Below are 22,885 nucleotides of genomic sequence, written 5' to 3' on the forward strand. Positions count from 1 at the left end.
TTCAACGCACCTCGGACGGGTTCAGTTTCAGGCGCCGGAGCAGTTGGGCGTTCAGGGCAACCACCACGGTGGACGCGGACATCAGTACGGCACCTGCGGCGGGGGAGAGGACCACGCCGGCAAACGCCAGGACGCCGGCGGCCAGCGGCACGGACAGGATGTTGTAGCCGGTGGCCCACACCAGGTTCTGCCACATCTTCCGGTAGCTGGCCCGGGACAGGTCCACCATGGACAGCACGGCCCGGGGATCGTTCCCTGCCAGGACCACGCCGGCGGATTCCATGGCCACGTCGGTACCGGCACCAATGGCGATGCCCACCTCTGCCCGGGCAAGCGCGGGGGAGTCGTTGACGCCGTCGCCCACCATGGCCACCTTCATCCCGCGGCCTTGCAGCTCGGCCACTTTCTTGTCCTTGTCCGCCGGCAGGACCTCGGCGAAGACCTCGTCAATGCCCAGGTCCGCGGCCACGGCCTGCGCCACCTGGCGCGCGTCGCCGGTGACCATGGCCACCTTGATGCCGCGGCGCTGGAGGGCTGTCACGGCCTGCCGCGACTCCGGCCGCACCGCGTCTTCCATGCTCACGGCACCCAGGATGGTGCCGTCGTCGACCACGTGCAGCACGGCCGCCCCGCGGTCCATCCAGGCCTTGGTGCTGTCCGCCAGGGCGCCGGGTTCGACGACGCCGAGTTCGCGCAGGAGGGCCGGGCCGCCAACGTGCACGGCCCGGCCGTCCACGGTAGCCCGGACGCCGCGGCCCGTCAGGGCGGTGAAGCCCGTTGCCGCCGGGAGTGCCAGGTTCCGGGCCACAGCGGCCCGGACGATGGCACGCGCCACCGGGTGCTCGCTGTCGGATTCGACGGCGGCGGCCAGGGCGAGCACGGCATCGGCCTCGGCTCCTTCGGCCGCGGCGATGTCCTTCAATTCAGGTTCGCCGGTGGTCAGCGTTCCGGTCTTGTCGAACAGGACGACGTCGACGGTGCGCATGCGCTCCAGAGCCATCCGGTTCTTGATGAGTACCCCTGCCCGGGCGGCCTGTTCCGTGGAAATGGCGATCACCAGCGGGATGGCCAGGCCAAGGGCGTGCGGGCAGGCGATCACCAGGACGGTGACGGTCCGGGTGACGGCGTCGGGGACACTGCCCAGCAGGGTCCAGGCGATGAAGGTCAGGACGCCGGCCCCGGCGGCAAAGTAGAAGAGGAACGCCGCGGCGCGGTCCGCCAGTGCCTGGGCGCGGGACGAGGACGCCTGTGCCTCCTCCACCAGCCGCTGGATCCCGGCCAGGGCGGTCTGGTCGCCCACAGCCGTGACCCGGACGCGCACGCTGCTGTCCGTGGCTACGGTTCCGGCCACCACGGGGTCTCCGGCGCCGCGTGCCACGGTCTTGGATTCACCGGTGATCATGGACTCGTCGAATTCAGCCTGCCCGTCCATCACGGGTCCGTCGGCCGGCATGCGGGCGCCGGGGCGGACCAGGACCAGGTCGCCGGGGCTGAGCTCGGACACCGGGACGGTTTCGGTGCCACCGTCCGTGATGCGTTCGGCCTCATCCGGCAGCAGCGCGGCGAGCGCGTCAAGGGCGCCTTGGGCAGATCCGAGGGCGCGCATTTCGATCCAGTGGCCCAGCAGCATGATGGCCACCAGGAGCGCCAGCTCCCACCAGAAGTCCAGGTCGAAGCCACCGATCCCCAGGCTGGTGACCCAGGAGGCGGCGAACGCCACGGTGATGGCCATGGCGATCAGGAGCATCATTCCCGGCGTGCGGTCCTTGAGTTCCTGCAGCCCGCCCTTGAGGAACGGCTGGCCGCCGTAGAGGAAGATCACGGTGCCCAGGACCGGCGGGATCCACGGGGCGCCGGGAAATTCCGGCGGCATGTACCCCAGCAGGTGGGCCATCATGGGGCTGAAGTAGACCACCGGCACGGACAGGGCAAGCGTCAGCCAGAACCTGTTCTTGAACATGGCGGTGCTGTGGCCGGCGTGCTGCCCGTGGGTGTGGACGGTGTGGTCGTCGTCATGGTTGCCATGCTGGGCATCTCCGGCGTGGCCTGCGTGACCGGCACCGTGTGCCGCGCTGTGTTCCAGGGGTTCTGTGCGTGTCCCGCCGGGCGGGGCGTCCGGGTGGTGCATGAGCTGATGGTCCTGCATTTTTCCTCCTCGGAGGTGGTCGCTGCCCGGCACTGCCCGGGGCTGCCGAAAGGGTGGGGCCGCGCTCATGGGCGGCCCGTCTCAGGCCAGGGTGTAGCCGGCGTCCGTGACGGCCTGGCGGACGTCGGCGTCGGTCGCTGAGCCGGTGACGGCCAGCCGGGAACGGCCGCCGGGCACCAGGTCCACCGATGCCGAGGTCACGCCCGCCAGTGCGGCGACGGCCTGTTCCACGGAACGGACGCAGTGCCCGCATGTCATGCCCTGCACGGCGAAGTTCCGTCGGCCGGAGGGATCGGCACCCCCATGCACGACGGCGGCAGGCGCCTCATGCGGGCCGGTCGTGGAGAGGTTGGACGCCGGCTCCGCGGCAGTGGCGGGGGCGCAGCAGCTGCAGCCGGAGGATGCGAGGGGGAGTTGGGGGCGGTTCCCGGTGTCCATGTCAGTTCCAATCCGTTGAGGGAGTCAAGGGGTGCTGGGGTTGAACGGCTGTAAAAGGCTGGTGCAGGCACCGGCCGGGACATACCACTTCACTGACAACACGGCAAATATACCCCTAGGGGGTATATTGGTCAAGTCCCATAGTGCATTTGGCCCGGCACTTCCATAGGACCTCCCGCACTACTTTCGGTGGCGGCGTGTGGTCATAATTGAAGGAGCGAGTACAGAGCCGGCCTGCTGGGGGCCCGCTCATACCTGGGAAGTGGGCGTGTGACGGAGCTAAGAGACTTGTACACCTACTCCAGTGTCCTCGACGACAACCAGTGCGACGCCGGAGTCTTCCGCCTGGACCTGGACGGAGGAACCTTCCACTGGTCCGATGGCATGTACCGCCTCCACGGGTACCAGCGCGGGGAAGTGGTGCCCACCCTGGGGCTGGTCTTTGCGCACAAACACCCCGATGACCGGGATAAATGCGAGGACATCATTGCCCGGGTGGCGGAAACAGGCGGCTTCTTCTGCATGTACCACCGCATCAAGGACGCCAGGGGCCACACACGCCGGGTCATGACCTCCGGTGAAGCAATCCTCGGCGACGACGGATCAGTGGTGGCGCTCGAAGGCGTGACGGTGGACCTCACCCGGACCCTGCAGCGCGAAACCGAACAGACGGCGCGGGACGCCGTGGCCGGCGCCACCTCTACCCGCACGGTGATCGACCAGGCGCGCGGCATCCTCATGGGCTTGCTGAAGATTGGCTCGGACGAGTCCTTCCAGCTGCTGGTGGCCACCAGCAGCCACCGGAACGTCAAACTGGTGGTGGTGGCCGCGGAACTGGTGCAGCTGGCCAATTCCGTGGACGGGCGGACCTACCTGGACCGTGCCGCGCGTGCCATCCAGCTGCACGGACGGACAAAGGACGCCGGGGGACGCCGCGCAGGGTGACCCGTCAGCCCCGGTAGAATGGACCCAGGTGCGCCGGGAAGTCTGGTCGGCATGGCTTTGTCGAACCCGGAAATAAGGATGCCTCCATGACCTCCACCCCACCCGCGCCCAACCAGTCCACACCCCAGGGCTCCACGGTCTTCTCCCGCGGCAGCTACGCCGAAGCCCTCAGGATCGGCGAAATCCTCCGCAAGGAAACCGTGGGCGGTGCCCTCCTGGTCCTTGCAGCGGTCATCGCCCTCATCTGGGCCAACTCCCCGGCATCGGAAAGCTACTTTGCCCTCCGCGACCTCAAGGTGGGCTACGCGCCGTGGCATTTGGAACTGAGCCTGGGTGCCTGGGCCGCTGACGGCCTGCTGGCCATTTTCTTCTTCCTGGTGGGCCTGGAACTCAAACGGGAATTCGTGGCGGGCGACCTGCGGCAGATCAGCAAGTCGATCGTCCCCGTGGCCGCCGCCGTGGGCGGTGTGGCCGTCCCGGCGGTGATCTACGCCGTCGTCAACCTCTCCAGCCCGGAAACCCTGCGCGGCTGGGCGATTCCCACGGCAACGGACATCGCCTTTGCCGTGGCCGTCCTGGCCATCATCGGCTCCCACCTGCCCAGCGCTCTGCGGATCTTCCTGCTGACGCTGGCCGTGGTGGACGACCTGATCGCCATCACCATCATCGCGTTCTTCTACTCCAGTGACATCCAGGTCCTGCCGCTGCTCCTGGCGCTCGTTCCTTTGGCGGCGTACGCGTTCCTGGCGCAGAAGTACCGCCGGTTCTTCGGCCGCCATGCCGCCGCGGCGTGGTTGATCCTGCTGCCGCTGGGTGTGGCCACCTGGGCGCTGGTCCACGCCTCGGGCATCCACGCCACCGTGGCCGGCGTGCTGTTGGGCTTTGCCATTCCCGTGATCCGGTCGCAGGCTTCGGGCGGGCCGGAAGCGGGCCCGGGGCTGGCAGAAATCTTCGAGCACCGGTTCCGGCCCATTTCCGCCGGCGTGGCCGTGCCAATTTTTGCGTTCTTTTCCGCGGGCGTGGCTGTGGGCGGCTGGGAGGGGCTGGGCTCGGCCTTGTCGGATCCCGTGGCGCTGGGCATCATCCTGGGCCTGGTGCTGGGCAAGCCGGTGGGAATCCTGGCCACCACGTGGGTCCTGACCAAAGCCACCAGGGCCACCCTGGACAGTTCCTTCAAGTGGATCGACGTGTTCGGTGTCGCCCTGCTGGCAGGCATCGGTTTCACCGTTTCCCTGTTGGTGGCGGAGCTCAGCTTCGGCAACGGCAGCCTGCATGACGACCATGCCAAGGTGGGCATCCTGGCCGCATCACTGATCGCCGCGCTGCTGGCGATGATGGTGCTGCGCACCCGGAACCGCCAGTACCGGCTCGCCGAAGAGCTGGAGAAAGTGGATTCGGACCACGACGGCGTCCCGGACGTTTACCAGGAACGCGCCTAAGCCGCAGGCCCGGTCGGCCGCCGCGGCCGGAAAGCCTGCTCAGGCCGTCGCGAGCGGCTTCGCCTCTGCGGGCGGAACGGCCTGGGCCGCCACGTGCCGGATCTCCAGGGCCTCCGGGTCAAGCAGCTTCCGCGCACCGGTCCGGGAATCCAGGATCCAGAAGAGTTCAAGGGCCGGGACGACGTCGGTCACCCGGCCGCTGTGGAAAAGCTTGCCCCGGTGCCAGGCTTCGATCTGGTCGCCGATGCGGAGCTGGGTGGTGCGTATTCCTTGTGCCTCCATGCCGGCTGCCTCCTGCTGTTGTGTCCCCGTAATCACAGCTTGCCGTGAAGAGGTTGCCGGAGTGTTTCGGCCCGGTGTTTTTTCTGTGTCAGGAGGGGCGCCTGGTGGAAGGGAGGCTAGTCCTCCATCGGGAACGCGACGGCTTCGCCCACCACACGGAGGCAGAGTTCCATCCCGGGCCGGGCGATCGAGGCGTTCCAGTGCCGGATGGTGATTACCTCGCCGCCGCCGGGGTACCGGTGGTCCGCGTGCTCGGCCACCTCCTGCGGCACGTTGAGCTTCAGCCGCACCGTGGTTTCGGGGCCGAAGTAGTCGGTGTCCACCACTACGCCGCGGATGGGGCCGTCCTCGGCGATCCGGATCTGCTCGGGCCGCAGCATCAGCTGGACCCTGCCCTGCGCGGGCGGGCGGCGCACGGGGATGCCACCCAGCGAGCAGGTGGCCAGTGACCCTTCCAGCCAGGCGTCCAGGATGACGGCGTCGCCCAGGAACTCGGCGGTGGCGCGGTCCGCGGGGCGGGTGTAGACAACGAACGGGTTGCCGATCTGGGCCAGCTTGCCGCCGCGCATCACTGCAACCTGGTCGGCGAAGGACAACGCCTCGGCCTGGTCATGGGTGACCAGGATGGTGGTAACCCCGGTCTCGGCCAGGACCCGGGCCACGGCGCGGCGGGTGGCCACGCGGAGCCCGGCGTCCAGGGCGGAGAACGGCTCGTCGAGGAGCATCAGTTCGGGTTCGCGGGCCAGGGCGCGTGCCAGTGCGACGCGCTGCTGCTGGCCGCCGGAAAGCTGGTGCGGGCGGCGCTTGGCCATGGCCGGATCGAGGGACACCATTTCCAGGAGTTCCGTTACCCGGGCCGCAACAGCCCGGCGGCCGCCTTCCAGCTTTGCCGGATCCAGGCCAAAGGCAACGTTCTGGCCCACCGTCAGGTGCGGGAACAGGGCGCCGTCCTGGGCCACGTAGCCGATCTTGCGCTTGTGCGCGGGCAGCCACGCGCCGTCGCCGGCCACGGTGGTGCCGTTGAGCGAGATGGTGCCGGTGTCGGGGTGCTCAAACCCGGCGATCAGGCGCAGCAGTGTGGTCTTGCCGGAGCCGGAGGGACCCACGATGGCGGTGGTGCCGCCCTTGGCCACGGACAGGTTGACGCCCCTGAGGACCGCCTGGGATCCGAAGTTCTTGGTGACGTCGGTGATCTGGAGGTGGCTGTTGGTGGTTGCCGCCACGGAGGGGGACACCCGTGGTTCGGGCAGCCGAGGGGTGGATGGTGCTGTCACTGTCCGGCTACTTTCTTGGACTGTTGGAAGAGGAGATAGGTCATCGGGGCGGAAAGCAGGATCATCAGCAGGGCATAGGGCGCGGCACCCGCATAGTCGATCTCGCTGCTCTTGCTCCAGAACTCGGTGGCCAGGGTCTTGGTGCCGTTGGGGGACAGCAGCAAGGTGGCGGTGAGTTCGTTGGCGATAGCCAGGAACACCAGGGCTGCACCGCCGGCAGCGGCCGGGGCGGTGAGGCGCAGCGTGACGCGGATGAAGGCGAGCAGCGGCGGCTTGCCCAGCGCCTGCGCGGCCTCGTCAAGCTCCTTGGGAGCCTGCGCCAGCCCGGCCCGGAGGTTCACCAGGGCCCGGGGCAGGAACAGCAGGACGTACGCCGCCACCAGGACGCCGGCCGTCTGGTAGATGCCCGGCACCACGCGGATGCTGACGGTGACGAATGCCAGGGCCACCACGATGCCGGGCATCGAGCTGGTGACGTAGTTGGACAGTTCCAGCGACTTGCTGAACCAGCCGGGCTTGCGGACCGCAAGGTAGGCCATGGGGAACGCGACCACGATGGTGGCCGCGGCGCCGGCCAGGCCGTACCCGAACGTGGCCAGGAGGGCCGGGAGGAATTCGGTGGCGGTCCAGACGTCGGCGCCCCCGGCCACGATCCACTTCAGCACGTAGTACAGCGGGAGGCCGAACGCCAGGGCCGTCAGCGCCAGCAGGAAGACCTGGCCCGGGATTTGGTACGCGTGCAGCGGCAGGCGGAGGGCCCGTGCCTGCGCCCCTGAGCCGACCCTGGCGTAGCGGGCGGTGCCGCGGCTGCGGACCTCGGCCATCAGGAGCAGCAGGCAGAAGAACACCAGCACGCTGGCCAGCATGTTCCCCGCCGCCCCGTTGAAGGTGGAGCGGTACTGGGTCATGATCGCGGTGGTGAAGGTATCGAACCGGATCATGGCGAACGCGCCGTATTCGGCGAGCAGGTGCAGCCCCACCAGGAGCCCGCCGCCTGTGAGGGCGATCCGGAGCTGGGGAAGCACCACCCGGAAGAAGGCCCGCCAGGCGCCCAGCCCCAGCGCGGCGGCGGACTGCTCGATGGCAGGGTCCAGCCGGCTCAGGGTGGCCGCCGCCGGAATGTAGACCAGCGGGAAGTAGGACAGGGTGGCGATCAGGATTCCCGAGCCCAGGCCGCCCAGCGACGGGATGGCGGAGACCCAGGCGTAGCTGTTCACGAACGCCGGGATGGCCAGCGGTGCGGCAAGCAGCACAGCCCAGATCCGCCGGCCGCGGAGGTTGGTCCGTTCCACCAGCCATGCCCCCGCCACGCCAAGCAGCAGGCACAGCGGGATGGTGGCGGCCATCAGGAGCAGGGTGTTGGCCAGCAGTTCGCCCACGCGCGGGCGCAGGATGAGGCCAACGGCGGTGTCCCAGCCGGTTGCCACGGTCATGTAGACCACGTAGCCCAGCGGGACGAGGGAAAACAGGGCGATCAGCACCGCCAGGATGGACACTGCGGAAACGCCGAAAGGCGGGCGGGGGCTGTTGCCCCGGCCCGCCGTCGTCGTGCCCCGCTTGGCGGGAGCCGATAGATCGTTGGTCACGGAATTAGAGGAGTCCGGCCTGGGTCATCAGATCGCTGACCTTCTGGGAGTTGAGCTTGGCGGCGTCCACCTTGGGGGCCTGCAGGTCCTTGATGGGAACCAGCTTGTCGTTGGCAGGCACGTCGGAGCCGATGGCGTACTCGAAGGACGTTCCGTTCTTCAGGACTTCCTGGCCCTTCTTGCCGGTGATGAACTTCAGGAACGCCTGCGCAGCGGCGGCGTTCTTGGAGGACTTGAGCACCCCGCCGCCGGAGACTGACAGGAAGGCGCCCGGGTCCTGGTTCTTGAAGTAGTACGGCGTGACGTTGTTGGAGTTCTCGCCGGTTTTGGCCTGGTCGCCGTAGTAGTAGTAGTGGTAGATCAGTGCGGCATCCACTTCGCCGGCGTTGACGGCCTTCATGGCCGTGCTGTTGCCCTTGTAGGCCTTGGAGTTGTCTTTCATGGCCTTGAGCCAGTCCTCGGTGGCGCTTTCGCCCTTGAGTTCCAGCAGGGCCGAGACGATGGCCTGGAAGTCGGCGCCGGTGGGCGAGGCGGCCCAGCGGCCCTTCCACTCCGGCTTGGCCAGGTCCAGCATGGACTTGGGCAGCTGGTCTTCGGTGAGCTTGGTCTTGTTGTACACCAGGACGGTGGAGCGGGCGGCGATGCCCGTCCACTTGCCGGTGGACGGCGTGAATTCGGCGGGAACCTGGGCCAGGGTGTCCTTGTTGACGTCGGCGAACAGGCCGGCGTTCTCCACCTGCGTCATGGCGGGGGAGTTCTCGGTGAGGAACACGTCCGCGGGGGACGCCTGGCCTTCCTGGATGATCTGGTTGGACATCTCGGTGTCGTCGCCCTGGCGGAGGGTCACCTTGATGCCGGTTTCCGCGGTGAAGGCGTCCACCCATTCCTTGGTGAGGCTCTCGTGCTGGGCGTTGTAGACAGTGATCTCGCCGGAGGGTGCACCGTTGGAAGCGGAGCTGTCACCGGCGGGCGTGCCGCCGCCGCAGGCGGTCAGGCCGAGAGCTGCGGTGGCGGCGAGTGCGATGCCTGCCAGCGCGCTGTTGCGGATCTTCATTGAGGCTGCTTTCGTGGGGAAAAGTCTGCGTGAACCTAAGTCTTGAAGGGCACCGGGAAACGGTGCCTATGTTCAAAAACTGTAGGGTAGGCAAACCTAAGCTCCAAGCCGGAAAGCGCTTTAAGTGACGAGGTTCACATCAATTACGCAAACATGGCGTGACGTAATTAGCCTCGAAAGACGCGGGGTGCCGCCGCGGGACGCTAGGCGATGCCCGTGGTGCCCAGGAGGCTGCCCACCGCGAAGGTGAAGGCCATGGCCAGCGCCCCGCCCACCACCAGCCGCAGGGTTGCCTTGCGCTTGGAACTGCCGCCGATCCTGGCACTGACGGTGCCGGTGAGGGCGAGAGCGAGGATGACGGCGACAAATGTGACCGGGATGCGTGCCGGCTCGGGCGGAAAGATGATGGCCAGCATGGGCAGCACTGCGCCAATGGTGAACGCGATCGCGGAGGCGAAGGCGGCGTGCCAGGGGCTGGCCACCTCCTCTTCGTCGATGTTCAGTTCGGCGGACAGGTGCGCCTTCAGGGCGTCCTTTGCCGTGAGCTCTTCGGCAACGCTCCGGGCCGTGGCTTCGCTGAGCCCCTTAGCTTGGTAGATCTCCGCGAGTTCGGCCAGTTCGCCGTCGGGGTCGTCCAGGAGTTCCTGGCGTTCCTTTTCGATCAAGGCCCGCTGGCTGTCGCTCTGGCTGCTGACGGACACGTATTCGCCCAGGGCCATGGAGACGGCGCCGCCCACCACGGCGGCCGTCCCGGCCACCAGGATGGGGGCGATGTCGTTGGTCACGCCAGCGACGCCCACCACGGTTGCGGCGACGGAGACGATGCCGTCGTTCGCGCCGAGGACGCCGGCCCGCAGCCAGTTCAGGCGGGCGGCCACGCTGCTGTCGTGGGGTTCGTTGTGGCTGAGCTTCACGGTTTCAGACATGCTGGCAGTTAACCACCGCCCGGTCCCCTTTGCCACAAAGGTTTGCATCCCCTAACACCCGCGGAATCCCGGGGGCGTCAGTAGGTGCTGGCGTTGGGCAGGATCAGGGGCGGCAGCGGGGCCTGGTTGAAGTCGAAGGACTTGGCAAGATCGCCCAGCTGCGGGTTGTTTTCACGGACATCGGGCCGGGCGTCTGGCCGGCCGTCCGTGGCCGGATCGAGCCGTTCGCCGCCCAGGAAATCGTCCTCGATGAACTTGAAGTAGGCGTCGTGGCTGAGGACCTGGTGGTCGATGTATCCCTTGCGTGCGTACGGGCTGATCACCAGGCCGGGGACGCGCAGGCCGTAGCCGTTGTTGTCCACCACCGGCGGGTTTTCATGGTCGTAGAACCCGCCCCAGTCGTCCCAGGTGAGGAAGATGGCGGTGCTGTTCCAGTCCGGACCGCTCATCACCGCGTTGATGAGCCCGGCCACATACTGCTGCCCGGTGCTGATCTTCGCCGGCGCGTGTTCGCTGACCTTGTCCGTGGGCGCCACCCAGGTGACGGCGGGCAGGGTGCCCTGGCGCGCGGCGTCGTAGAACCCGCTCAGCGGTTTGATGTTGCCCTGCTCGCCGTCCTCCTTGACGGTGTCGAAGTACAGCAACGGGTTCCACAGGCCCGGGGTTTTGGCGTCCTGTTTAACGGGGTCGCAGGTGGCGGCGTCGTTCCGGCAGTCCGGTTCGGTGCCGTTGAAGACGTAGTAGGCCCAGGGCACCTGGTGCTTGTGGAGCAGGAAGGTCAGGTCCGTCCAGGCGTAGTCAGGCAGCTCCAGCTTCTTGGCGGCGTCGGTGAGCTTCTTCTTCAGGTCATCGGACACCGGGGCCGCATCCACGGCTGCCTGGCAGACGGCGTAGGAGTCGGTGGGCTTGCAGCTGTTGCCGATCAGATCGTCGATCTGGGCTGCGAGGCCGGGATCGATCCCGGCGGATTCCAATGCCTCACGGCACGGGTCAAGGTCCATCCCGGCCTGGCATTTGCCAATCAGCGTGTCCTTGATGATCTGCGGTTCAGGTTCGGGGTCTGGGTCCTGCAGGGCGTTAACGCACGACGACGGGTCCCCGGCTTTGCTGCACTTGGCGGACCATTCCGAGACCAGGTACAGGTGGGCCGGCAGGCTCCAGGAGGCGGCAGAGGCGAACAGGTGGTCCTGGAGCGTGAAGTTCTGGGCGTAGGCCCAGTAGTTGGGCAGGTCCCGCCCGTCGTGGTAACCCATCACATCGGTGGGCATGGAGGTGCTGTACGTGCATTTGCTGCTGGAGGCGCTGCAGCCGGACAGGCCCTTCTCCGCCTGCGCCACGAACCCGTCCATGGCCCCGCCGTTGATGTCCCCGGTGGCGTCGGCATGGCTGTGCGGGCCGCCGGCATTGCTGTCCGCGGAGTTGTAGAACGGCGCGATGCAGCCGCCGTTCGCCGGGTCCGGAAGGCACACGGCGGGCTTGCCGTCCTTCATGGGGATGCCGTCCGCGCCGGGGTAGGTTCCGAAGTAGCTGTCGAAGGACCTGTTTTCCTGGGTGATGATCACTACATGCTTGATCTTGGAGATCCCGGTGTCCGGGGACGCGCCCTGGCCGGCGGCCACGCCCGCCCCTGCCCCGGCATCCGGGGCCGGGGCGGAGGCCTGCGGGTTGGGTGCCTGTGGGCCGGCGCGCAGGGCGGCGGGAAGGACGACGGCGAGGATCACCAAAACCGCCAGCGCCACGGCACCTGCCAGGACTGTCCGGCGTCGGCCGTTCCCTGGGAGCTTCACCCTAGGACTCCTTCCTGAACACGTCGTCGCCGAAGGTGGCCACCGCGGGATCGCCGGCGAGCCCGAGGCGGGGGAGGAAGTAGAAGTCTTCGATGGTGGCCAGCAGGCTGTAGTGGTTGTAGGCCCGGTCCGAGGATGTGCCCGCGTTGCTGAACGGTGAGAGCACCAGCGCGCCCACCCTGCCGCCGGCTGCTCCGCCGGCGGGGCTGGCCGCGTCTGATCCCGTGGGGCCGGACGAGTCGCCCTCGGCCTCGTCGAAGGTGATAACCAGCATGCCGTCCTGTTGGTACGCCGGTGAGGACAGGATGGCCGGCACCTGTTCTTTCAGCCACCCGTCCACCGCCGTCAGGCCTCCGGTGGTGCCGTCGGCGCAGGTGGCGTCATGGCCGTCGTGGCACAGGTTGGGGGTGATGTAGGAAAGGGTGGGCGTGGTGCCCACTGATTTCAGGTCGTCAGCGAGGGCCGCGAAGTTGACCACGTTCGCGGCGCAGTCCGGGGACGAGGTGATGGCGTGGAAGTACACGAAGGGGTTGTGGTGCGTGGAGTACTGGCTCTCCATGGTGGCTTTGATGTGGTTGTCCGGCTCGCCCAGCGGCGGGTGTTCGCACGGCTCCTGCATGTCCTCCATATAGCCCTTCCACGTCTTGCCCTGGGAGGTCAGTTGCCCGGCGAGGGTTTGGGTGTCCTGCGGGTAGACGCAGCCGTCGCCCTGCAGGGCGCCTTCCGAGTCGGTGCCGGTGGCGTTGAACTCGGTGTAGGTGTGGCAGTCCGCCATGGTGCTGTCGTTGGGCCGCTGGCCGGATATCTGGGCCAGGTAGTTGGGCAGTGAGTTGTGGGCGATGCCGTAGTAGTTCTTCAGCAGGACGCCCTTCTTGCGGAGCGTTCCGGCCAGGTAGGGTGCGGGGGAATTGTCACCCCAGACGGAATCGTAGCCCTTGTTCTCCAGGTTGATGACGAATACGTGGCCGGGGGTGCGGGTATGGCTTGCCGGGTCCCTGGTGGCGCTGGCCCTCGGCGCCGGTGTGGTGCCGGCCGCGGCTGTGCCGCCGGACAGGGACGGGGTTGGCGAGGGCCCGGGGCCCTCCGTAGTGCAGGCCGCCAGTGCGGGCAGCAGGAGGGCCGGAAGCAGGAGCAGGCCGGGGGTCCGCCACCGGCTTGCCTTGGTGCGGGGAACAGTGCTGTTTTTCACGCCCGGCCTCACTTGTTCGCAACTGTGGACCTGCCGGCCGGGCGGTGTGGCTGCCCGGCCGGCAGGTTTCGGCTCCCCAGCGTTGCGGACACTCTTGCATACCGCGGCCCGGATTAGCACGGGCAAACGCTGTGAGTTCGCAGTGAATATGCTCAGGTTTCGGGTTTCAGCCCACTTTCCGGCGGTAGATGGCGGCTGCAGCGGCGTAGGACACCGCCAGGATGCCGGCCAGCCAGGCGAGGGCCGTCCAGATTCCGGTGCCCACGGGTTCCTGCGCGAGGAGGGCCCGGAGGGTGTCCACGATCGGCGTCACCGGCTGGTTTTCGGCGAACCAGGCAACCGGGCCGGGCATGGTGGCCGTGGGAACAAACGCTGAACTGATGAAGGGCAGGAAGATCAGCGGGTAGCTCATGCCGCTGGCGCCATCCACGGTCTTGGCGGTCAGGCCGGCAACTACCGCCATCCAGGTCAGCGCCAGGGTGAACAGGACCAGGATTCCGGCTGCGGCGAACCATGATGCCACGGAGGCTCCACTGCGGAACCCCATGGCCAGGGCTACGGCGATCACGATCGCGACGGCTGCGAGGTTGGCAGTCAGGGAGGTGAGTACGTGTGCCCACAGGATGCTGGGCTTGGCGATCGGCATGGATCCCAGCCGTTCGACGATCCCGCCCTTGACGTCAAGGAACAACCGGTAGGCGGTGTAGGCCACGCCGGAGGCGACGGTGATCAGGAGGATGCCGGGGAGGAGGTAGTTGATGTAGGAGCCGCCTGAACCGGTGGTGATCGCGCCGCCGAACACGTAGACGAACAGCAGCATCATGGCCACGGGTGTCACCGCGGTGGTGATGATGGTGTCCGGGCTGCGGAGGATGTGCCGCAGTGAGCGGCCCGTCAGCACGCCGGTATCGCGGAGGGCGTGGGTGCTCATCAGTGGTCCTTTCCGGGCGCGGAATCGGCGGTTGGCTGATCCTGCCGGTCCCCGGGCGGATCACCCACCAGGGCGAGGAAGACGTCCTCGAGGGAAGGCTGTTTCTCCACGTATTCCACGGTGGCCGCGGGGAGGAGCCGCTTGAGTTCGGCGAGCGTCCCGTTCTGGATGATGGTGCCCCGGTGCAGGATGGCGATTCGGTCGGCGAGCTGCTCTGCCTCGTCAAGGTACTGGGTGGTTAGCAGTACGGTGGTGCCCTGTCCCGCGAGCTGCCGGATGGTCCGCCACACCTCGAGGCGTCCCTGTGGATCCAGCCCGGTGGTGGGTTCGTCGAGGAAGACCACCGGGGGATCCCCGGCCAGGCTCATGGCGATGTCCAGCCGGCGCCGCATGCCGCCGGAGTAGGTGGCTGCCCTGCGGTTGGCGGCCTCTGCCAGTCCGAACCGGGCGAGCAGGCTGCCGGCCACTTCTGCCGGGTTGGGCAGGTGCCGCAGCCTGGCTACCAGCACCAGGTTCTCCCGGCCGGTCAGGACGTCGTCCACGGCGGTGAACTGGCCGGTCAGGCTGATGGCGGCCCGTACGTCCCCGGCCCGGGTGACGACGTCGAAACCATTGACTGAGGCCCTGCCGCTGTAAGGTTTCAGGAGGGTGGAGAGGATTTTTATCAGCGTGGTCTTTCCCGCGCCGTTGGAGCCGAGCAGCGCGAAGATGCTTCCCGGCCTCACGTCAAAGTCGACGCCCCGCAGTACATGCAGGTCCTTGAACGACTTTTCGATGCCCTGGACCCGGATGGCGGGTTGCAGGGCCTGGTCTGTGCCCATGGCCGGTCCTTTCCGGTGTGTGGTTTCTCAGGCGTCGCCGGCGGTGGCCTGGTTGATGGAGTCTGCCAGGCGCTTGCGTTCCTTGTTGATCCACTGGCCGTCGGAGTAGTTGCTGATGAAGGCTTCGGCAAATTCCACCGGGTCCTCACCAACGATGCTGCGGACCGGTGTGCCATCCGCGGCAGCCCCTTCGACCAGGTCCGCCAGGTCCTCCAGCATCTGCATGAGGACATCGCCCTTGACGATCGCGCCGGCGTAGGTGAAGTAGCGTTCCAAGGCGTCGATGGTGGTCCGGTACGGGCCGGGCAGCTGTTCCTTGCGGGCTTTGTACCGGCGCCAGCGTTTCTTGTCGTCGAAGGAACCGGTGACTTTCTCAAGCCATCCCTGGGGCATGGTCATTCTCCTTTTTCCTGCGGGGGATTGGTGTGGTGGAGTTGCTCGATCCGTGCGGCGAGGAAGCTCCAGGTGCTCCAGAATTCGTCCAGGTAGGCGCTGCCGGAAGCGTTCAGCGTGTACACCTTGCGGGGCGGTCCTTTTTCGGACGGGACTTTGGCCACGTCAACCAGGCCGCGTTGTTCGATGCGGACCAGCAGTGCGTACACCGTGCCTTCGACGATGTCCGAAAAGCCCTGGTCGCGCAGCCGGGCGGTGATTTCGTAGCCGTACGCCGGCCGGGCCGCGAGGGTTGCCAGGACGATGCCCTCCAGCGTGCCTTTGAGCATCTCGGTCATTTGCTTGCCCATGGAATTCCTTTGGTACTTAGTGTTACTGACTACTAGTAGATAGTAACACTGAGTAGCTGGTATGCAAGGCCCCCGGGCAGGTCTTTCTGCCCTGTTGGGTGCATCCTCGCAGGCGTTGACTTGAAGCATGGGCAGCATTGGCTCATGGGGCGGAAACGTACTGGCGTACCGTCCACACCAGAAAGGAAAAACAGTGAAAAAGTGGTATCGGTGGCAGGACTATGCAGCAGGTGCCGCCGGACTCTTCACCGCAGTGGCGGTCCTGTTCACGCGGCAGCAAAACATGTCCACCACCCTCATGCTCGTCTTCGGCGGGCTCCTGGTGGTCAGCGGAATCGTCAACCTGGCAATGCCCGGAACTCCGGTCATGGAATACGCCCAGGCTGTCCTTGCCGCAGTATTGATCATCTCGCCGTGGCTGGGGTCCTACACGGGCGCGACCGGCGCAGCGTGGACGTCGTGGATTGCAGGGGCAGTGGCGCTGGTGGTCACCGCGGTGGCCATTAAGCCCAGCACTGACGCCCATCACAATCTGGGCATTTCGCATTAGCGGCAGCATCCGCCATGACTGACGTGATGCGGTATGAGGCAGGATCCACTCCGGCCCATGCCGCACCGGAAGCCATGGCGGAGCTGTATCCACACGGCGGGTGAGGGCGATGGTTGCATTCCTGAACAGGGCCGACGCCGGGCGGCGGCTGGGCAAACGGCTTGCCGGCCTGCGCGGACGGGACGTGGTGGTGCTGGGCCTGCCCCGCGGCGGCGTGCCGGTCGCGTTCGAGGTGGCCAAGGCCCTTGAGGCGCCGCTGGACGTGATCGTGGTGCGGAAGCTGGGGGTCCCCTTCCAGCCTGAGGTGGCCATGGGAGCCATCGGGGAAGGCAACGTCCGGGTCCTGGACCGGCGCACCCTCTCCATGGCCCGAGTCTCCCAGGAAGACCTGAAGCAGGTGGAACGGCAGGAGCGGGCGCTGCTCGAAAGCAGGGTGGCACGCTTCCGCCAGGGCCGCCCGCGGCTTGACCTCACCGGACGCACCGCGGTGATCGTGGATGACGGGATCGCCACCGGCTCCACCGCCAAAGCCGCCTGCCAGGTGGCCCGGCAGCTCGGCGCAGCAACGATCATCCTGGCCGTTCCGGTTGCCCCCGCCCGCGCCATCGTGGAGCTGAAGGAACCGGACGACGTGGTCTGCCTGCTCTCGCCACAGGACTTCCAGGCTGTGGGCTACTACTACCATGACTTCTCACCCACCGAGGATGGCGAGGTGGTGCAACTCCTCGACGCAGCGGCCTCCCCGACCCGCCACCGCGGCGACGAAAGGGACGACGGCACCCTGGAGGACGACGTCGAGATCCCGGACGGGCGTGCTGTCCTGCGCGGCAGCCTCCACCTGCCGGGAAGGTGCGACGGCACGGTCCTCTTTGCCCACGGCAGCGGCAGCAGCCGGCACAGCCCCCGGAACCGTTATGTGGCCTCGGTCCTGCATGGGGCAGGGCTGGGCACCTTGCTCCTTGACCTGCTCACGCCCGAAGAGGAAGTCAACCGCGCCAACGTCTTCGACATCGCCCTGCTGGCCCGGCGCCTTACCGCCGCAACCCATTGGCTGGAAGCACGGCATGACGGCTCGGCCGGGCGGATCGGCTACTTCGGGGCGAGCACCGGAGCGGGCGCGGCGCTCTGGGCCGCCGCCGAACCCGGCTCCGAGGTTGCCGCTGTGGTGTCCCGGGGCGGCCGCCCGGACCTGGCCGGTCCGCGGCTGGCCGCGGTCAAGGCACCTACCCTGCTGATCGTCGGCGGCGCCGACACCCAGGTCCTGGCGCTCAACCGCCAGGCCATGGCCCGCATGCAGGCACCCACCCGTCTCGAGATCGTCCCCGGCGCCACCCACCTCTTCGAGGAGCCCGGCACCCTGGCCATGGCGGCCACCCTGGCCGCCGACTGGTTCCAGCACTACCTCCTGCCGTCGCGGGTGGGGCGGGCCATGCCGGAGGCGGGGGAATGACACGCTGGCCCACCATCGCCAAGGACGTTGCCACCTTCCCGGTGCCGCCCAACATGCCGGACTATGAGGCCGCCAGGCGCGGCTTCAGCTGGGACCAGGCCCGGCAGGCACTGGCCGGGCTGCCCGGCGGCCGCGGGCTGAACATCGCCTACGAGGCCGTGGACCGCCACGTGGCAGAGGGCCGCGGCGGCAAGGAGGCACTGCGCTTCATCAGGGCCGACGGCGGCACCCGGTCCCTGGACTACGGTGGCCTCGCGGAGCAATCCGGCCGGTTCGCGGCAGTGCTCCGGACGCTGGGAGTGGGGCGCGGCGAGCGGGTCTTCTCCCTCCTGGGCCGCACCCCGGAGCTGTATATCGCTGTGCTGGGCACCTTCAAGAACGGCAGCGTCTTCTGTCCGCTCTTTTCCGCCTTTGGTCCCGAACCGGTCCGGCAGCGGCTGCACCTGGGGACCGGCAGGGTGCTGGTGACCACCAGGGCCCTGTACCGCAAGAAGGTGGCGCCGGTGCGGGACAGCCTTCCCGAACTCCGCTTCATCCTGCTGGTGGACGCGGACGGCAACCCCGAACCGGGAACCCTGGACCTGGCCGGCCTCCTGGCGCAGGCCCCCCAACCGGCGGCGGGTGAGCCCGGCGCGGACATCGCCGACACCCGGCCGGAGGACATGGCACTGCTGCATTTCACCAGCGGAACCACCGGCACGCCCAAGGGCGCCATCCATGTCCACGACGCCGTCGCCGCGCATTACGCCACCGGCCGCTTCGCGCTGGACCTGCACGCGGAGGACATCTACTGGTGCACCGCGGATCCGGGCTGGGTGACGGGCACGTCCTACGGCATCATCGCGCCGCTGGTGCACGGGGTCACCGCCATCGTGGACGAGGAAGAACTGGACGCCGACCGCTGGTACCGGATCCTCGCGGAGCAGCACGTGACCGTCTGGTACACCGCCCCCACGGCACTGCGGATGCTGATGAAGGCCGGTGCGGGGCGTGCCGCGGGCCACGACCTCTCCGCCCTGCGGTTCATCGCCAGCGTGGGGGAGCCGCTGAACCCCGAAGCCGTGGTGTGGGGCCAGGACGTCCTGGGCCTGCCGGTGCATGACAACTGGTGGCAAACGGAGACGGGCGGGATCATGATCGCCAACTATCCGGCGATGGACATCCGCCCCGGCTCCATGGGCCGGCCGCTCCCCGGCATCGAGGCGGCCCTGGTGGCCCGGGACGCCGACGGTAAACCCATCATCCGGGACGGCCAGGCGGTCCTGGTCACCGAGCCGGACACCATGGGCGAGCTGGCACTGCGCCCCGGTTGGCCGTCCATGTTCCGCGGCTACCTCAACGAAGAGGAGCGCTACCGCCGGTGCTTCGCCGGCGGCTGGTACCTCACCGGCGACCTGGCAAAGTGCGACGCCGACGGCTACTTCTGGTTCGTCGGCCGCGGCGACGACGTCATCAAGTCCTCCGGCCACCTGATCGGCCCCTTCGAGGTGGAAAGCTGCCTGATGGAGCACCCGGCGGTGGCCGAAGCAGGAGTGATAGGCGTGCCGGACCGCGTGGCCGGCGAGGTGGTCAAAGCCTTCGTGGAACTCAAGCCGGGCATCCAGCCCGGCGAAGAGCTGCAACTGGAGATCATCGGCTTCGCCCGGAAACGGCTGGGTGCCGCGGTGGCGCCCAGGCTGCTGGAGTTCACCGGCACGCTGCCCAAGACCCGCAGCGGAAAGATCCTGCGCCGGCTCCTGAAAGCCCGCGAGCTGGGACTTCCCGAAGGCGACATCTCAACCCTGGAGTCCCCGGCCGGACCGGCGCCGGGCCTCGGCAAGGAGCAGCCATGAGCACAGTGCGGAACCAGGTCATCCGGGACCAGGACCACGCCCTCCACCTGTTGCGGCAGATGGTGCGGGTGCGGCGCCTCGAGGAAAAATGCATCGAACTGTACAGCGCCGCCAAGATTCGCGGGTTCCTGCACGTGTACATCGGCGAAGAAGCCGTGGCCGCGGGGGTCATGGAAGCCCTGGAACCGGACGACGCGGTGGTGGCCACCTACCGCGAGCACGGCCACGCCCTGCTCCGCGGCGTCTCCGCCGGTGCCATCCTCGCCGAAATGTACGGCCACGCCGAGGGCTGCTGCCGCGGCCGTGGCGGTTCAATGCACCTCTTCGACGCTGACGCCCGCTTCTACGGCGGAAACGCGATCGTGGCCGGCGGACTGCCGCTCGCCGTCGGCCTGGCGCTCGCGGACCGGATGGCCGGGCGCCGGCGCGTCACCGTCTGCTTCTTCGGCGAAGGTGCCGTGGCCGAGGGCGAGTTCCACGAAAGCATGAACCTGGCCGCGCTATGGCAGCTCCCGGTGCTGTTCTGCTGCGAGAACAACCTCTACGCCATGGGAACCGCCCTGGGCCGCTCCGAATCCCAGACGGACATCGCGCTCAAGGCCGCCGGGTACGAAATCTCCGCGTGGGCCGTGGACGGGATGGATGTCCTCGCCGTCGAGGAAGCCGCCCGGCGTGCCGTGGACGCCGTCCGGTCCGGCGGTGGCCCGCACTTCCTGGAACTGCGCACCTACCGCTTCCGCGCCCACTCCATGTTCGATCCCGAGCTGTACCGGGAGAAAACCGAGGTGACGCGCTGGATGGAACGGGACCCCATCACCCTGCTGCAGGGAACCATGCAGGCTGCGGGGCAGCTGCCGGAGGACACCTGGGCGGGGTTGACGGCGGACGTGGATGCGGAGATCAGCGCCGCCGTCGGGTTCGCCGAGAACGGCACGCCGGCACCGGTGTCCGAACTTCTGCGGTTTGTGTACAGCGACCCACCGGACGCCGGCGGCGCGGCCACGCCCGGCGGCAGCGCCGGGAAAGAGGGGGCGGCAGGATGAAAACCACCTACCGGGAAGCGATGCGGGCGGCACTGCGCGACGCGATGCAGCGTGACGAACGTGTGTTCCTCATGGGGGAGGACGTGGGCAGCTACGGCGGCAGTTTCGCCGTGAGCCTGGGACTGCTGGAGGAGTTCGGGCCGGAGCGGATCCGCGATACGCCGCTGTCCGAGTCCGGATTCGTCGGGGCCGGAATCGGTGCGGCGCTGGGCGGGATGCGGCCCGTGGTGGAGATCATGACCGTCAACTTCAGCCTGCTGGCGCTGGACCAGATCATCAACAACGCCGCCACCTTGCTGCACATGTCCGGCGGCCAGTTCAACGTGCCCATCGTCATCCGGATGACCACCGGTGCCGGCCGCCAGCTCGGGGCCCAGCATTCGCACAGCCTGGAAGGCTGGTACGCGCACATACCGGGGCTGCGAATCCTGGCCCCCGCCACCCTGGCGGACGCCCGCGGCATGCTCTGGACTGCGCTGCAGGACCCGGACCCCGTGCTCATCTTTGAGCACGGCTCGCTGTACAACGTGGCCGGGGAGCTCGACGACGACGCCGGCGCCGTGGACATCGACAAGGCAGCGGTGGTGCGCCACGGGGGCGGCCTGACGCTCATCACCTACGGCGGCACGCTGCCCCTGGTGCTGGAGGCCGCGGCCCTGCTCGCCGCCGAAGGCATCGAGGCAGACGTGATCGACCTCCGGACCCTCCGCCCGCTGGACGGGCAGACCATCATGCACAGCATTGCCAGGACCCACCGGGCCGTGGTGGTGGACGAGGGCTGGCGCAGCGGCAGCATCTCGGCCGAGATCGCCGCGAGGATCTGCGAGCAGGCCTTCTTCGACCTGGACGCCCCGGTGGAGCGGGTGTGCAGCCTGGAGGTGCCCGTCCCGTACGCCAAGCACCTGGAACAGGCGGCGCTGCCGTCGGTGGAGCGGGTCATGACCGCCGCGCGGAGGGCCGTGGGGACCCATGGCTGAGTTCCGGATGCCGTCCCTGGGCGCGGACATGGAACACGGCAAGGTGGTGGAGTGGCTGGTCAAACCCGGGGACTACATCCACAAGGGCGATATCGTGGCGGCCGTGGACACGGACAAAACAGTCATGGATATCGAATCGTTCGAGGAAGGCGTGGTGGCTGAGTTCCTGGTGGACCTCGGCGACACCGTGGACGTGGGCACCCCCATCGCCCGGATCACGGCCACCCCCGCCGAACTCCCGCCCACCCAACCGGCGCCCGCCCAACCGCCGCCCGCCACACAGCCGGGGGCCGCGGGCGGCCTTCCGGGGCCGGGCGCAAAGGTCCCGCCGCCGGTCCGGCACCTGGCGCACACGCTGGGGGTCGACGTCGGACGCCTCAGCGGGAGCGGTCCCGGCGGCGAGGTGACCAGGGCCGACGTCGAACGCGCCGCGCCCGGGTCCGGCACCCAGGTGCCTCCGGAGCAGGCCGGGCAACCTGGCGAACAGGCCGAAGCGCCCCGCGGGCCGGACGAAGGCCGACGCGTGCGGTCCTCGCCGCTGGCCCGCCGGCGGGCGGCCGAACTGGGGGTGGACCTGTCAGCCGTCCCGGGCACGGGACCCGGCGGCGCCGTCACCGAGGATGACGTCCTGTCCGCCGTCCCGCCCCGGGGACGGCCGGCCAGGGAACCCGGCGCGGAAAAGCCGGCGGACGCCCCGCCGTCGGTATCCCGCCCCACGGCACCCGCACAGGTAACGGAACCCGTCCGGGCACCCGCACCCCGGCAGGAGCGTCCCGCGGCCGGCGGCAAGGCGGAAAGCCTGCGGCAGGCTATCGGCGCGCTGATGTCCCGGTCCAAGAAGGAGATCCCGCACTACTACCTCGCCACCACCCTGAATCTCGCGGCGGCGATGGCGTGGATGCAGGCCGTCAACCAGCAGCGGCCGGTTTCGTCCCGCCTGGTGCCGTCGGCCCTGCTGCTCAAGGCAACCGCGCTCGCGGCCAAGGAGGTGCCGGACATGAACGGCTTCTTCACCAAGGGTGCCTTCCACCCGGGCAGCGCAGTGCACCTGGGCGTCGCGGTGGCCTTGCGGCACGGCGGCCTGGTGGCCCCGGCCCTGCACGACGCCGACACCCTCACGCTCGATGAACTCATGGACCAGCTGCGCGACCTGGTGGGCCGCGCCAGGGCGGGCCGGCTGCAGCGGGCCGAGATGGCCGATCCCACCATCACCGTCACCAACCTGGGCGACCTCGGCGTCGAGAGCGTCTACGGGGTCATCTACCCGCCGCAGGTGGCCATGGTGGGCTTCGGAAAGATCCTGGAGCAGCCGTGGGCGCACAACGGGATGCTGGGAATCCGGCACGCCGCCACCGCCACGCTGTCCGCTGACCACCGGGCCAGCGACGGGCTGCGCGGCGGCCGCTTCCTGGCCCGGATCGACGAACTCCTGCAAACGCCGGAGGAACTGTGAGCTTGATCGAGGAGGAGCC

At 68.3% G+C, this 22,885-nt stretch carries 21 protein-coding genes; 8 read left to right on the forward strand and 13 right to left on the reverse strand.

Features of this window, described 5'->3' with window-relative positions:
- Nucleotide 1 precedes the first annotated feature (1 nt).
- Nucleotides 2-2,146: a heavy metal translocating P-type ATPase gene (locus tag QRN53_RS14840; RefSeq protein ID WP_285244607.1), complete on the reverse strand. Its 2,145-nt coding sequence runs from the start codon at nucleotides 2,144-2,146 to the stop codon at nucleotides 2-4.
- 81 nt (nucleotides 2,147-2,227) lie between these two features.
- Nucleotides 2,228-2,584, reverse strand: coding sequence for a heavy-metal-associated domain-containing protein (locus tag QRN53_RS14845; protein WP_285244608.1), 357 nt, complete (start codon nucleotides 2,582-2,584; stop codon nucleotides 2,228-2,230).
- 270 nt (nucleotides 2,585-2,854) lie between these two features.
- Here QRN53_RS14845 and QRN53_RS14850 point away from each other — a divergent pair, with 270 nt between their 5' ends.
- Nucleotides 2,855-3,529, forward strand: coding sequence for a PAS and ANTAR domain-containing protein (locus QRN53_RS14850; RefSeq protein ID WP_285244609.1), 675 nt, complete (start codon nucleotides 2,855-2,857; stop codon nucleotides 3,527-3,529).
- 86 nt (nucleotides 3,530-3,615) lie between these two features.
- Nucleotides 3,616-4,968: a Na+/H+ antiporter NhaA gene (gene nhaA, locus QRN53_RS14855; RefSeq protein WP_285244610.1), complete on the forward strand. Its 1,353-nt coding sequence runs from the start codon at nucleotides 3,616-3,618 to the stop codon at nucleotides 4,966-4,968.
- A gap of 39 nt (nucleotides 4,969-5,007) precedes the next feature.
- On the opposite strand, the gene QRN53_RS14860 is transcribed toward nhaA, so the two are convergent.
- The 11 genes from QRN53_RS14860 to QRN53_RS14910 form a co-directional block, all read right to left on the reverse strand.
- A complete protein-coding gene (locus QRN53_RS14860; RefSeq protein WP_285244611.1) occupies nucleotides 5,008-5,250 on the reverse strand; it encodes a hypothetical protein in 243 nt (80 codons plus the stop codon).
- 116 nt (nucleotides 5,251-5,366) lie between these two features.
- Entirely contained in the window at nucleotides 5,367-6,524 is a 1,158-nt protein-coding gene (locus QRN53_RS14865; protein WP_285244612.1) for an ABC transporter ATP-binding protein, read from the reverse strand.
- The gene (locus QRN53_RS14870) at nucleotides 6,521-8,110 is read right to left on the reverse strand and encodes an ABC transporter permease (RefSeq protein ID WP_285244613.1); all 1,590 of its coding nucleotides are present in this window, start codon (nucleotides 8,108-8,110) and stop codon (nucleotides 6,521-6,523) included. Before QRN53_RS14870 ends, QRN53_RS14865 begins: the two co-directional genes overlap by 4 nt.
- Nucleotides 8,111-8,114: 4 nt before the next feature.
- Nucleotides 8,115-9,164 carry an iron ABC transporter substrate-binding protein gene (locus QRN53_RS14875; protein ID WP_285244614.1) on the reverse strand — a complete coding sequence of 350 codons (1,050 nt, stop codon included), beginning with the start codon at nucleotides 9,162-9,164 and terminating at the stop codon, nucleotides 8,115-8,117.
- Nucleotides 9,165-9,367: 203 nt separating this feature from the next.
- Nucleotides 9,368-10,090, reverse strand: coding sequence for a VIT1/CCC1 transporter family protein (locus QRN53_RS14880; RefSeq protein WP_285244615.1), 723 nt, complete (start codon nucleotides 10,088-10,090; stop codon nucleotides 9,368-9,370).
- Nucleotides 10,091-10,167: 77 nt separating this feature from the next.
- Nucleotides 10,168-11,877, reverse strand: coding sequence for an alkaline phosphatase family protein (locus QRN53_RS14885; protein ID WP_285244616.1), 1,710 nt, complete (start codon nucleotides 11,875-11,877; stop codon nucleotides 10,168-10,170).
- A 1-nt stretch (nucleotide 11,878) separates the two neighbouring features.
- Nucleotides 11,879-13,066 (reverse strand): alkaline phosphatase family protein, encoded by a 1,188-nt coding sequence (locus QRN53_RS14890; RefSeq protein WP_285244617.1) that lies wholly within the window; start codon nucleotides 13,064-13,066, stop codon nucleotides 11,879-11,881.
- Nucleotides 13,067-13,232: 166 nt separating this feature from the next.
- Nucleotides 13,233-13,997, reverse strand: coding sequence for an ABC transporter permease (locus QRN53_RS14895; protein ID WP_285244618.1), 765 nt, complete (start codon nucleotides 13,995-13,997; stop codon nucleotides 13,233-13,235).
- The gene (locus tag QRN53_RS14900) at nucleotides 13,997-14,818 is read right to left on the reverse strand and encodes an ABC transporter ATP-binding protein (protein WP_285244619.1); all 822 of its coding nucleotides are present in this window, start codon (nucleotides 14,816-14,818) and stop codon (nucleotides 13,997-13,999) included. The genes QRN53_RS14895 and QRN53_RS14900 overlap by 1 nt, the downstream gene beginning before the upstream one ends.
- A 27-nt stretch (nucleotides 14,819-14,845) precedes the next feature.
- Nucleotides 14,846-15,211 (reverse strand): DUF1048 domain-containing protein, encoded by a 366-nt coding sequence (locus tag QRN53_RS14905; protein WP_285244675.1) that lies wholly within the window; start codon nucleotides 15,209-15,211, stop codon nucleotides 14,846-14,848.
- Between the two features lie 2 nt (nucleotides 15,212-15,213).
- Entirely contained in the window at nucleotides 15,214-15,561 is a 348-nt protein-coding gene (locus tag QRN53_RS14910; protein WP_285244620.1) for a PadR family transcriptional regulator, read from the reverse strand.
- 193 nt (nucleotides 15,562-15,754) lie between these two features.
- Between QRN53_RS14910 and QRN53_RS14915 the strand changes: the two genes are divergently transcribed.
- The 6 genes from QRN53_RS14915 to QRN53_RS14940 all read left to right on the forward strand — a co-directional run bounded on the left by QRN53_RS14915 (nucleotide 15,755) and on the right by QRN53_RS14940 (nucleotide 22,866).
- Nucleotides 15,755-16,111 carry an SPW repeat domain-containing protein gene (locus QRN53_RS14915; RefSeq protein WP_285244621.1) on the forward strand — a complete coding sequence of 119 codons (357 nt, stop codon included), beginning with the start codon at nucleotides 15,755-15,757 and terminating at the stop codon, nucleotides 16,109-16,111.
- Between the two features lie 109 nt (nucleotides 16,112-16,220).
- On the forward strand, nucleotides 16,221-17,561 hold the full coding sequence (locus QRN53_RS14920) for a phosphoribosyltransferase family protein (protein ID WP_285244622.1): 1,341 nt from the start codon (nucleotides 16,221-16,223) through the stop codon (nucleotides 17,559-17,561).
- Nucleotides 17,558-19,393: an acetate--CoA ligase gene (acsA, locus tag QRN53_RS14925; RefSeq protein WP_285244623.1), complete on the forward strand. Its 1,836-nt coding sequence runs from the start codon at nucleotides 17,558-17,560 to the stop codon at nucleotides 19,391-19,393. The genes QRN53_RS14920 and acsA overlap by 4 nt, the downstream gene beginning before the upstream one ends.
- On the forward strand, nucleotides 19,390-20,436 hold the full coding sequence (gene pdhA / locus QRN53_RS14930) for a pyruvate dehydrogenase (acetyl-transferring) E1 component subunit alpha (RefSeq protein WP_285244624.1): 1,047 nt from the start codon (nucleotides 19,390-19,392) through the stop codon (nucleotides 20,434-20,436). Before acsA ends, pdhA begins: the two co-directional genes overlap by 4 nt.
- Complete coding sequence (locus QRN53_RS14935) at nucleotides 20,433-21,413, forward strand: alpha-ketoacid dehydrogenase subunit beta (RefSeq protein ID WP_285244625.1); 981 nt, start codon at nucleotides 20,433-20,435, stop codon at nucleotides 21,411-21,413. Before pdhA ends, QRN53_RS14935 begins: the two co-directional genes overlap by 4 nt.
- On the forward strand, nucleotides 21,406-22,866 hold the full coding sequence (locus QRN53_RS14940; RefSeq protein ID WP_285244626.1) for a dihydrolipoamide acetyltransferase family protein: 1,461 nt from the start codon (nucleotides 21,406-21,408) through the stop codon (nucleotides 22,864-22,866). Before QRN53_RS14935 ends, QRN53_RS14940 begins: the two co-directional genes overlap by 8 nt.
- The last annotated feature ends 19 nt before the right edge of the window (nucleotides 22,867-22,885 follow it).

It is taken from the genome of Pseudarthrobacter sp. fls2-241-R2A-127 (assembly GCF_030209355.1).
GTDB lineage: Bacteria > Actinomycetota > Actinomycetes > Actinomycetales > Micrococcaceae > Arthrobacter.